Annotated in this window: 9 protein-coding genes; 4 read left to right on the top strand and 5 right to left on the bottom strand. The window is 74.4% G+C overall.

Annotated elements, in window-relative coordinates; translation table 11 throughout:
- Positions 1 to 191 precede the first annotated feature (191 nt).
- Both ACWEO5_RS35985 and ACWEO5_RS35980 read right to left on the bottom strand, forming a co-directional pair.
- Positions 192 to 539 carry a WhiB family transcriptional regulator gene (locus ACWEO5_RS35985; protein WP_425556853.1) on the bottom strand — a complete coding sequence of 116 codons (348 nt, stop codon included), beginning with the start codon at positions 537 to 539 and terminating at the stop codon, positions 192 to 194.
- A gap of 244 nt (positions 540 to 783) precedes the next feature.
- Complete coding sequence (locus ACWEO5_RS35980; protein ID WP_452166313.1) at positions 784 to 1,515, bottom strand: DUF1707 SHOCT-like domain-containing protein; 732 nt, start codon at positions 1,513 to 1,515, stop codon at positions 784 to 786.
- Positions 1,516 to 1,675: 160 nt separating this feature from the next.
- On the opposite strand from ACWEO5_RS35980, the gene ACWEO5_RS35975 reads away from it, so the two are divergent.
- The gene (locus tag ACWEO5_RS35975) at positions 1,676 to 3,337 is read left to right on the top strand and encodes a fumarate hydratase (RefSeq protein WP_452166312.1); all 1,662 of its coding nucleotides are present in this window, start codon (positions 1,676 to 1,678) and stop codon (positions 3,335 to 3,337) included.
- Between the two features lie 84 nt (positions 3,338 to 3,421).
- On the opposite strand, the gene ACWEO5_RS35970 is transcribed toward ACWEO5_RS35975, so the two are convergent.
- Positions 3,422 to 3,631 carry a hypothetical protein gene (locus tag ACWEO5_RS35970; protein WP_452166311.1) on the bottom strand — a complete coding sequence of 70 codons (210 nt, stop codon included), beginning with the start codon at positions 3,629 to 3,631 and terminating at the stop codon, positions 3,422 to 3,424.
- 212 nt (positions 3,632 to 3,843) lie between these two features.
- On the opposite strand from ACWEO5_RS35970, the gene ACWEO5_RS35965 reads away from it, so the two are divergent.
- From ACWEO5_RS35965 to ACWEO5_RS35955, 3 genes are all read left to right on the top strand, one after another.
- Positions 3,844 to 6,822, top strand: a complete 2,979-nt coding sequence (locus tag ACWEO5_RS35965) for a BTAD domain-containing putative transcriptional regulator (protein ID WP_452166310.1) — start codon at positions 3,844 to 3,846, stop codon at positions 6,820 to 6,822.
- Between the two features lie 435 nt (positions 6,823 to 7,257).
- A complete protein-coding gene (locus tag ACWEO5_RS35960; RefSeq protein ID WP_452166309.1) occupies positions 7,258 to 7,995 on the top strand; it encodes a class I SAM-dependent methyltransferase in 738 nt (245 codons plus the stop codon).
- 52 nt (positions 7,996 to 8,047) lie between these two features.
- On the top strand, positions 8,048 to 9,823 hold the full coding sequence (locus ACWEO5_RS35955) for an ATP-binding SpoIIE family protein phosphatase (protein ID WP_452166308.1): 1,776 nt from the start codon (positions 8,048 to 8,050) through the stop codon (positions 9,821 to 9,823).
- Positions 9,824 to 9,888: 65 nt separating this feature from the next.
- Here the strand turns inward: ACWEO5_RS35955 and ACWEO5_RS35950 are convergent, their stop codons facing one another.
- Positions 9,889 to 10,617, bottom strand: coding sequence for an HNH endonuclease (locus ACWEO5_RS35950; RefSeq protein ID WP_452166307.1), 729 nt, complete (start codon positions 10,615 to 10,617; stop codon positions 9,889 to 9,891).
- On the bottom strand, positions 10,614 to 11,313 hold a 700-nt coding region (locus ACWEO5_RS35945), incomplete at its 5' end, for an AAA family ATPase (RefSeq protein WP_452166306.1). The genes ACWEO5_RS35950 and ACWEO5_RS35945, both read right to left, overlap by 4 nt.

Below are 11,313 nucleotides of genomic sequence, written 5' to 3'. Positions count from 1 at the left end.
GGCTCCACACCTACAATCACCACCGCGGACACACCGCACTCGCAGGCCAACCACCCGCCACCCGCGTCCCCAACCTCACAGGACAGAACAACTAGCGCCCGGGCGAAGGGCGGAACCGGGGGCGCGGGGGGAACCGCGAGCGGCGGTTCTCCCCGCGCCCCCGGTTCCGCTTCGGCCGGGCGCGGCGGCCTTCAGCCGGCTATGCGGGCCGGGACGCGGATCTCGGCTTCCCGGCGGCGGCGGCGGGCGAGGACGACGCGGCGTTCGGCGGCGGTGAGGCCGCCCCAGACGCCGTAGGGCTCGGGCTGGGCGAGGGCGTGCTCGCGACATTCGAGCAGGACCGGGCAGCGGGCGCAGACGCGCTTGGCCTGTTCCTCGCGGGCGAGGCGGGCGGCCGTCGGCTCCTTGGAGGGGGCGAAGAACAGCCCGGCCTCGTCGCTGCGGCAGGCGGCCGAGGTGTGCCAGGGGTTGTCGTCCACGTCCGGCTGGGCCGCCGGGCGGCGGGCGGCGGTGGCGCTGGACTCGATCGGATGCAGCACGGTAACTCCTGACCAGGCTCAAGGCTCGGGGACGTCGGTCGCCTCCTGCCCGACTGCCCCGTGCTCCCCCGCCGTGGCACCGTCGCCGACCCGAGGGGTCACAGCCGTTCAGGAACGATGTGCGATTGGAACTACCCCACCGATCCGGGATTCATGCACACCGCACGCAACCGGCTACCCCCTGCACTCGGGGCAACGGCGAGTGCCGCACGGCGAGTTGACGCCTCGTCCGCAACCGCGCAGGTCAGCCGTCGAGCTGCCGGCGGACCCACTCCTTGAGCTTCTTGCCGCGCCGCGGCTTGGCCTCGACGCCGCCGAACACCGCGGCGCCCTTGACCCGGACCACCGGGGCGTACGGGTCGGCGGAGGTCTGCTCGCGCACCTCGAAGCCGCCGAACACGCCCGCGCCGCCGCCGTGCAGGCTGACGTTCTCCGGGACGCGGATCTCGACGCCGCCGAACACCGAGACCACCTCGATGACCACCTCGGGGGACTCGAAGACCGCGTCGGTGAGGTCGATCTCGATGCCGCCGAACACGGCGACCGCCTTGAGGTGCGAGCCGACCCGCCAGCGGCCCTTGCGGGCGGCGCCGCCGAACACCGCGACCATGGTGGGCGCCTCGGCCCGGGCCGGGGGCTGCGCGGCGGGGGACGGGGCCGCCAGCGGGGCCTTGGTGAGGTTGTGCCGGATCGGCCCGGGGTGGCTGGGCAGGTCGCGGGTGAGGGGCTCCAACTCGCCGAAGGTGCGGGCGCCGTAGGCCGCCTCGATGCGTTCGGCGTGCTCGTCGGCGGTGAGCCGGCCCTCGGCGTACGCGTCGCGGAGCAGGTCGGCGACGCGCTCGCGGTCGGCGTCGGCGGCCTTCAACTCGGCCGCCAGGTCGGTGCCGGGGGCCTGGGCGGGGGCCGGTGCGGGCTCGTTCTTCGGCAGCTGGGCGGGCAGCGCGCCCTGCGGGTCCTGCTCGGGAGAGTTGTCCACGTCACAAGTCTAGTGAGCCCGCCCCCGCTCCGAACGCCGGTTCGAGGCAATGGGCGTGACCCCCGTCACGCAGGAGGACCTGGGCTCGGTGGCCGCGGCGGGTGCGCCTAACCTGGAGGGTGCCTCGTCGACGAAGCCGAAAGAACCGAAGGATCACCCCATGGCCCCAGAGTTCGCCTACCGCGACCTGCTCCCGCTCGGCACGGACAGCACTCCGTACCGCAAGCTCACCTCCGAGGGGGTCTCGACCTTCGAGGCCGGCGGTCGCACCTTCCTGCAGGTCGAACCGGAGGCGCTGCGGCTGCTGACGGCCGAGGCGATGCACGACATCTCGCACTACCTGCGCCCGGCGCACCTGGCGCAGCTGCGCCGGATCCTGGACGACCCGGAGGCCAGCCCGAACGACCGGTTCGTGGCGCTGGACCTGCTGAAGAACGTCAACATCTCGGCCGGCGGCATCCTGCCGATGTGCCAGGACACCGGCACCGCGATCGTGATGGGCAAGCGCGGCCAGCACGTGCTGACCTCCGGCGAGGACGAGTCGGCGATCGCCCGCGGCGTGTTCGACGCGTACACCAAGCTGAACCTGCGCTACTCCCAGATGGCCCCGGTGACCATGTGGGACGAGAAGAACACCGGCAACAACCTGCCGGCCCAGATCGAGCTGTACGCCACCGACGGGGACGCCTACAAGTTCCTGTTCATGGCGAAGGGCGGCGGCTCCGCCAACAAGTCGTACCTGTACCAGGAGACCAAGGCGATCCTCAACGAGGCGTCGATGCTCAACTTCCTGGAGCAGAAGATCCGTTCGCTGGGCACCGCGGCCTGCCCGCCGTACCACCTGGCGATCGTGGTCGGCGGCACCAGCGCCGAGTTCGCCCTGAAGACCGCCAAGTACGCCTCCGCGCACTACCTGGACAACCTGCCCACCGGCGGCGACGCGAGGACCGGGCACGGCTTCCGCGACCTGGAGCTGGAGCAGAAGGTCTTCGAGCTGACCCAGAAGATCGGCATCGGCGCCCAGTTCGGCGGCAAGTACTTCTGCCACGACGTGCGCGTCATCCGGCTGCCGCGGCACGGCGCCTCGCTGCCGGTCGCGATGGCGGTGTCCTGCTCGGCGGACCGCCAGGCGCTCGGCAAGATCACCGCCGAGGGCGTGTTCCTGGAGCAGTTGGAGACCGACCCGGCGAAGTACCTGCCGGAGACCACCGACGAGCACCTGAACGACGACGTGGTGCGGATCGACCTGAACCGCCCGATGTCCGAGGTCCGCGCCGAGCTGTCCAAGTACCCGGTGAAGACCCGGCTCTCGCTGACCGGCACGCTGGTGGTGGCCCGCGACATCGCGCACGCCAAGATCAAGGAGCGCCTGGACGCCGGCCAGGGCATGCCGCAGTACCTGAAGGACCACCCGGTGTACTACGCGGGCCCGGCGAAGACCCCCGAGGGCTTCGCGTCCGGCTCGTTCGGCCCGACCACGGCCGGCCGGATGGACTCCTACGTCGACCAGTTCCAGGCGGCGGGCGGCTCGATGGTGATGCTGGCCAAGGGCAACCGCTCCAAGCAGGTCACCAAGGCGTGCAACGAGCACGGCGGCTTCTACCTGGGCTCGATCGGCGGACCGGCGGCCCGGCTCGCGCAGGACTGCATCAAGAAGGTCGAGGTGCTGGAGTACCCCGAGCTCGGCATGGAGGCGGTCTGGCGGATCGAGGTCGAGGACTTCCCGGCGTTCATCGTGGTGGACGACAAGGGCAACGACTTCTTCGCCGAGGTCACCGACGGCCCGCTGATCACCAGCCTGCGGGTGCGCTCGGCGGAGTAGCGGCGGCGGCGCGTGGAAACGGGACGAGCCCCGGCCGGTGAGGGTCGGGGCTCGTTCTGGTCGCGCGGGGGCGGCCGGCGAGGGTCACGGGCAGTTGATGATGGCACCGAGCGGTTCGAGGTCCTCGCCCGGCTTGCCGGTGGCGGGAACCGGGACGTCCGCCGGAGCGGGCTGCTCGGCCAGCACGTCGAGGGCGTGCTCGATCGCGTTCGGGTCGGCGGCTTCGGCGGTGTGCTCGACCGGGGCCGCGGCCTGCTCGGCCTCGGGAACGGCGGTGGTGGTCTCGTCGGCCATGGGGCGGGCCGCCTTTCAGCTGAGAGGGTTCGATCACCCGGGCGACTGTCGTCGGGCGCGCGGACAGTATCGTAGGGACCGCTAAATGTCTTATAAACGTCGCACCGCGCATCCACTTGGTGGACGTTTGCGCGCTTCCTCATAAGCTGTCGCCCCCACACGACCGGGGGCTGTGCGGGGGAAGAGACGGTTCATCGGCCACAGGGGAGGACATGGAGCATCAGGACACGCGCTCCGCCGAGGCGTTGCGTTTCCAAGTGCTCGGGCCTGTCCAGGCTTGGCGCGGCGGTGTGCCGCTGGCGCTCGGCTCACCGCAGCAACAGGCCGTCCTGGTCGCCCTGTTGCTCAGCGAGGGCCGCCCGGTGACCACCGACGACCTGGTGGACGGCATCTGGGGGGAGCGCACCCCGCCGCAGGCGGTGGCCGCGCTGCGCACCTACGTCTCCCGGCTGCGCTCGGTGCTGGAGCCCAACCGCGCCGCCCGCAAGCCCTCCGAGGTCCTGGTCTCGATGACCGACGGCTACGCGCTGCGGATCCCGGCCGACGCCCTGGACGCGACGGTCTTCGAGCAGCGGGTCGCCGAGGCGTCCGCCGCCCGGACCGACGGCGGCCTGCGCCCCGCCCACGACACCCTGGTCGCCGCGCTCGACCTGTGGCGCGGCCGTCCGCTGCCCGGCGTGCCCGGGCCGTACGCCGAGACCCAGCGCGGCCGACTGGCCGAGCGGCAGCTCGCGGTGGCCGAGGAGCGCTGCGCGCTGGCCCTGGAGATCGGCCTGCACGCGGACGTGGTGGCCGAGTTGAACTCGCTGTCCGCCGCGCACCCGCTGCGCGAACGGCTGCGCGAGCTGCTGATGCTGGCGCTGTACCGCAGCGGTCGGCAGGCCGAGTCGCTGGGCGTGTACGCGGACACCCGGAAGCTGCTGATCGACGAGCTGGGCGTGGAGCCGGGCGGCGGGCTGTCCGCGATGCACGCCCGGATCCTGGCCGGCGACCCGGAGCTGCTGGCGCCCTCGGCCGCCCCGCCGAAGGCCGCCGAGGAACCGGCCGTCTTCGTTCCGCCCGCCCAACTGCCCGCCGACGTCTCGGACTTCAGCGGTCGCAGCAAGATGGTGGGTGAACTCCGGGACGTGCTGAGGGCGGGTTCCGGCCAAGCCGTCGTGGTGACCTCGCTGGCCGGCATCGGCGGCGTCGGCAAGACCACCCTCGCGGTGCACGTGGCGCACTCGCTGCGGCCGGACTTCCCGGACGGGCAGCTGTACGTGGACCTGCGCGGCGCGGGTGCCTCCCCCGCCGACCCGGCCGTGGTGCTCGGCGACTTCCTGCACGCGCTCGGCTCCTCCGACACCCCCGACTCGCTGGACCAGCGCGCCGCGCTGTACCGCTCGCTGCTGGCCGACAAGCGGATGCTGATCCTGCTGGACAACGCCCGCGACGCCGGGCAGTTGCGCCCGCTGATCCCCGGCGTCTCCGGCAACGCGGTGATGGTGACCAGCCGCTCCCGGCTGGCCGAACTGCCCGGCGCGCACCTGGTCGACATCGAGGAGCTGACCCCGGACGAGGCGCTCGCGCTGTTCTCGGCGATCGTCGGCGCCGAGCGGGTCGGCGCCGAGCCGGAGGCGGCGCTGCAGGTGGTGACCTCCTGCGGGTTCCTGCCGCTGGCGGTCCGGATCGCCGCCGCCCGGCTGGCCAGCCGGCCGCGCTGGAGCGTCTCCGACCTGGCCCGGCGGTTAGCGGACCAGCGCAACCGGCTCCAGGAGCTCCAGCTCGGCAACCTCGCCGTGGAGACCACCCTGGGGCTCGGTTACGCCCAGCTCCGGCCGGAGGAGGCCCGGGCGTTCCGGCTGCTCGCCCTGGTCGACTCCCCCGACCTGCCGCTGTCGGCCGTCGCCGCGCTGCTCGGCGCCCCCGAGCAGGAGGCCGAGGACCTGGCGGAGGCCCTGGTCGAGGCCAACATGCTGGAGTGCTTCACCCCCGGCCGCTACCGCTACCACGACCTGCTGCGCCTGTACGCGCAGCGGCAGAACACCAAGCTGGGGGACGAGGACCGGCAGCAGGAGGCGCTGCTGCGGCTGCTCGACCTGCTGGACGCCACCCTGCAGAACGCCCTGCGGGTGATCGAACCGGACGACCTGTACATCGAGCCGCTGCACCGGGCCGACTCGCCCGGCCAGCAGTTCCCCGACAACGACGACGCCCGCGGCTGGCTGCGCACCGAGGTCCCCGTCCTGCTGAGCGCCGTCGAGGCGGCGGCCAACGCGCCGCTGCCGGTGCTGCGGCCGGCCCTGGACATCCTGCAGAACCTGGTGGCGGTGATCGAGGAGCCGACCCTGGCCCCGCGGATCCGGACCATGCTCCAGGCCGCGGCGGCCAGTCCGGCGGCCCGGCAGGACCCGCCCGCGCTGGCTTGCGTGCACTCGTCGCTCGGGCAGATGCACCGGATCAGCGGCGCACTGGCCGAGGCCGAGGAGGAGCTGTCCCGGAGCCTGGAGCTGCAGCAGGCCGACCAGCCGATCCTGCGACTGGTCACGACCAACGCCCTGGCGATCGTGCTGTTCATGGCCGGTCGGCCCGCCGAGGCGCTGCCGCGCTACGAGCAGGCCCGCAAGCTCGCCGCGCGACTGAACGCGCCGATCTCCGAGGCCCGGCTGCTGGGCAACATGGCCCGCTCGTACGTCAACCTGGACCGGCAGGCGGACGCGGAGGAGTCGGCGCGCGCCGCGGTGGAGGTGGCCCGGGCCTCCGGCAACGTGCCCTGTCTGGCGGACACGCTCTACCAGTTGGGCGTGGTGCTGCGCGCGACCGGTTCGCCCGGCGAGGCGGCGGTGCACCTGCGGGAGGCGCACCAGCTGTACCGGCAGCACCAGCACCCGATCTGGGAGGGCTACTCGCTGGCCCGGCTGGCGGCCTGCCTGCTCGCGGACGGCCAGTTCGCGGCGGCGGCGGAGGCGGCCGAGGAGTCGTTGTCGATCGCCCGGGAGATCGAGGCCGCGTACTGCCAGGGCATGGCGAACGCGGCGCTGGGCGAGGCGCTCCTGGAGCTGGGACAGCCCTCGCGCGGGCTGGCCTGTCTCCAGGAGGCGCTCACGGTGTTCACCCGGCTCGGTGTGCCCGAGGCCCGGCCGGTGCAGGACCTCATCGCTTCTCGGCACACCGAGCCTTCCCCTCCCCCTGTTCCCCCCGTCGCGCCGTAGGCTTCCTCCCCCCGCGGTACCCCCCTGGTCCCCCCGGCCGGAAGCCTTCCCCCGGGAGCGTCGGCGTCCCCGCAGCCCCCCGGCTGCGGGAACACCTTGACGCTTCCCCGGCGCTGAGAGGACTCTGACATCTGGCGATTGACGTTCAATAAACGCCTGCGACCAGGACGTCGACCGGGTACGGGTAGGCGCGTCGGCGCAGGTCGCGGGCCCGGCGCGGTCGCGCCGTGCGGCGCGCGGGGCCGCGGCGCGCTCCGTCGCGGGCCCCGGTGTGCTTCCCCCGGCGGGCGATAAGCGCCCAACGGCGCACGAGTTGGCCGGAAACGGACTCCACGGTGCGGTGATCGCGTTTATCCTCGAAGGCCAGGGTCGGGAGTGGAGCGCGGGCCACGACGGGCAGGGCAGGACGCACGCGGGAGAGGTGCCCAGATCATCGTGACGGACGAACAGCACACTGCCTCCGCCGACGCCGGCCGGGCGTCCGCGGCGGCTGCGCGCCGGGCCGAACGGGCCCGCCAGGCCGCCGTGTTCGACGCGATCGGGGGCCGCTACCAGGAGGTGTTTCCGGCCAGGGCCGGGCAGCTCGCGTGCGGCGACTGGCTGCTGGCCGAACTCCCCGCCGGCGCCCGGGTGCTGGACGTGGGCTGCGGGGCCGGCGAGCCGACCGCCCGCCAACTGGCCGACGGCGGACTGCGGGTGACCGGCGTCGACCTGTCGGAGGGCATGCTGGCGCAGGCCCGGGCGGCCGTCCCGGCGGCCGCGTTCCACCGGATGGACGTCCTCGACCTCGGCCTGGAGAGCGCCGGGTCCCGTTGGGGCGCACCGGAGTTGGGCCCGGCCGGGCACGGCTCGCTGGACGCCGCGGCGGCGTTCTTCTCGCTGCTGATGCTGCCCCGCGCCGAGATCGCCGAGACGCTCGGCCGGATCCGTGAACTGCTGCGCCCGGGCGGCCTGTTGGCACTGGGCATGGTCGAGGCCGACCTGGACGACGCGCCGCTGCCGTTCCTGGAGCAGGAGATCCGGGTCAGCGGGTACCTGCGCGAGGAACTGGCCGGGCTGCTGACCGGCGCCGGGTTCGCGGTGGAGTCGGCGGACAGCCAGTCGTACGCGCCCGCCGGGTCCACGCAGCCGCCGGAGACCCAGCTGTACCTGCGCTGTCGGCGCACCGACTGACGCGGCGTCAGTACCCTTCCCCGATAACACACCTGTACAGATCGGGCAGCCCGTGCGCGACCACCTGGAGCCCCTGGCGGGGCAGTCCCCCGCCGTACCCGTCCAGCGGCACCCGCCGCCCGGCGAGGGTGCCTCCGGCGGGGTGCCCTCCGCCGGGCCCGAACGGCTGGCGGAGCGGCTGGCCGCGCTGGACCGGGCGGCCCGGCGGATCAACAGCTCGCTCGACCTGACCGCCACCCTGCGCAACCTGGGCCGGGTGCTGGTCCCGGCGGTGGCGGACGCCCTGGTGGTGCTGGTCCGCGACCCGCTGCCGGACGTCGAGCGCGACCCGGGCCCGCCGCGGGCGCTGTCGGTGCGGCACACCTGCGGCACCCGGCTGGGCCGCCGCGCGGGGGTGCGCCCGGTGCTGCCCGGCAGCGCCCTGGAACGCGCCCTGGCCTGCCGCTCCCCGAACGGGCCGACCGTGCTGGACGCCGGGCGGGCCGCTCGGGGCGGCCTGGCCGCCGAACTGCTCGGCGCCCGGGCGCTGGGCCGACTGCCGGCCGGGACGGCGCTGCTGGCGCTGCCGCTGCACGGGCGGCAGGCCGCGCTCGGCCTGCTGCTGCTGGTGCGCCGCCCGGGCGCGGACGGCACCCCGGCGGACTTCGACCCGGCCGACACGGCGACCGCCGCGCACCTGGCCACCCACGGCGGCCTGGCGGTGGACACCGCGCTGCGCTACACCCGCGAGTGGGAGATCGCCGACGAGCTGCAGCGCTCGATGCTGCCCGCGCACCTGCCGCAGCCGCACGGCGTCCGGCTGGCGCACCGCTACCTGCCGGGCGAGCGCGGTGCGCAGGTCGGCGGCGACTGGTACGACTCGATCCCGCTGCCGGGCAACCGGGTCGCGCTGATCACCGGCGACGTGATGGGCCACTCGCTGACCTCGGCCGCCGTGATGGGCCAGCTGCGCACCTCCGCGCAGACCCTGGCGGGCCTGGACCTGCCGCCGCACGAGGTGCTGTACCACCTCGACGAGCAGGCCCAACGGCTGGGCCGCGAGCACCACTTGGCGACCTGCGTGTACGCGGTGTACGACCCGATCGCGGGCCGGGTGCGGATCGCCAACGCCGGGCACGTGCCGCCGGTGCTGATCGGCCCGGACGGCGTCAGCGAGCTGCTGGAGCTGCCGCCGGGCGCCCCGATCGGCGTCGGCGGGGTGGACTTCTCCTCGGTGGAGCTGCCCGCGCCGCCCGGTTCGGCGCTGCTGCTGTTCACCGACGGCCTGGTGGAGACCCGCCGCCGCCCGCTGGGCACCGGCCTGGAGCTGCTGCGGGCCCGGCTCGCGGGCGGGAACCGGCTCGCGCCGGAGCAGCTGTGCCAGGAGGCGCTGCGGATCCTGCCGCCGGGCGACCGGGCGGACGACATCGCGCTGCTGGCGGCCGCGTTCGACGGCATCCCGGCCGAGGACGTGGCGCACTGGCACCTGCAGCCGCGGCACGAGACGCCGGGTCGGGCGCGTCGGCTGGCCGGGCACGCGCTGCGCCGGTGGGGGCTCGAACACCTGGCGGAGAGTTGCGAGTTGATGGTCAGCGAGCTGGTCACCAACGCGATCCAGCACGCCACCCGGCCGGTGACGCTGCGGCTGGTGCGCACCTCGCTGCTGCGCTGCGAGGTCGGTGACGACTCCCCCGCGCTGCCCCGCACCCGCCGGGCCGGACCGGACGAGGAGCGCGGGCGCGGGCTGCAGATAGTGGCCCGGTGCGCGGACCGCTGGGGGGCGACCCGGCTGGGCGCGGGCAAGGTGGTCTGGTTCGAGCAGCGGCTCGGGCCGGGCCGGCCGGTCTGAGCCGGGCCGCCGCTTCAGCGCGGGCAGGTGGTCGACGGCCGTGCGGGCGAGGCGCGTTGCCGCCTTCAGGTCGACAGGCCGGGGTCGGCGCCGGCCAGCCGGTCGAGCGCGTCCAGCACGTCCGGGCCGAGCACGGCGAGGGCCAGCGGGCGGCGGCGGCGCAGGGCGAGGACGGTGCGCAGCACGTCGGCGTGGTGGATCTCGCGCAGGGCGGCGGCGTACTCGGCGGCCTCGGCGGGGGTGGCGGCGGCCCGCCAGGTCAGCAGCAGGGCCTTGACCACGGCGAACATCATCCGGCGGCCGCGGACCAGTTCGGGGCGTTCGTTGAGGCCGAACACCTCGATGGTGGCCTCGCCGCGGACGGTCAGCGGGTCGTAGGCGCCGGAGTCCAGGTAGAGCCGCAGGTGGTCGGCCGGGTCCTCGCGGCAGGGGTCGACCAGCAGGCCGTCGCCGGTGGCGGGGTCGCGCGGGAAGCGGTCGCGCTTGCGGTTGCTGTTGCAGTGCGCGCAGGCCAGCAGGTGGTTCTGCCAGTCGAAGGTGCGCAGCGGGGCCTGGGCGATCGGTTCGAAGTGGTCGATGTCGGTGCCCAGGTTGTCGCCGCAGTACATGCAGCGCTCCAGGCCGGGTGCCATCTGCCGCAGCATCAGCCGCAGTTGGGCCTTGGGCCGCACCGCGCGGCGCCAGGCGGCGCGCCCACTGGCGGTGTTGGGGCCGTCGGTGCGTATCCGTTCGGTGGCGCGGGCGAGTTCGGCGGCCAGCCGGGGCTGCAGCGGCGGCCGCTGGAGCGGGATCACCCGTCCCTGCCGAGCAGCCGGGCGGTGACCTCGTCGACCCGGGCGGTGAGCGAGCTGTTGAGCTTGGCGCCGAGTTCGCGGTACTCGGCGAGTTCGGCGTCGGTGGCCTGCCCGGCGTACATCTTGCGCTCCAGGCGCACCAGCATCCGGCGTTCGGCCTCGGCGGCGGGCGAGTAGGCGCTGGGCAGGGCGAACAGTTCGGACAGCGCGGTGTCCTCGCCGCTGCCGTACAGCACCCGCTGCCGGATCTCCTCGTCCAGCCGGTACGGGGCGCGGTCCTCGTCGGGGCCGGGGAGCCGGATCAGCGCGCCGGGGTCGGCGGCCTGGCAGACGTACGGGCTGTGGGTGGCGACCAGGAACTGGGCGTGCGGGAAGCGCTCGGTCAGCCAGGGGCCGATCCGCTGCTGCCAGGACGGGTGCAGGTGGCGGTCGAGGTCGTCCAGCAGGACCGGGCCCGGGGCGGGGGCGGCGGCGAGCTGGCTGAGCAGGCGGACCAACCGGGCGGTGCCGTCGCCGAGTTCGTCCAGCGGGAGTTCCAGTCCGGCCCGGGCCACGTACTGCCGTTCGGGGTCGCTGACCCGCCAGCCGGGGGGCAGCACCTCGGCGGACAGTTCGGCGTCCAGCGGGACGCGGCGGCCCGCGGCGGGCAGCGGGTAGTGGGCCCGCGGCGGGCCCGGCGGGTCGCCGACCCGCCAG

It is taken from the genome of Kitasatospora sp. NPDC004272 (genome assembly GCF_053603035.1).
Note: the sequence above shows the minus strand (reverse complement) of the source record. Positions and strands in the feature narration are given on the sequence as shown.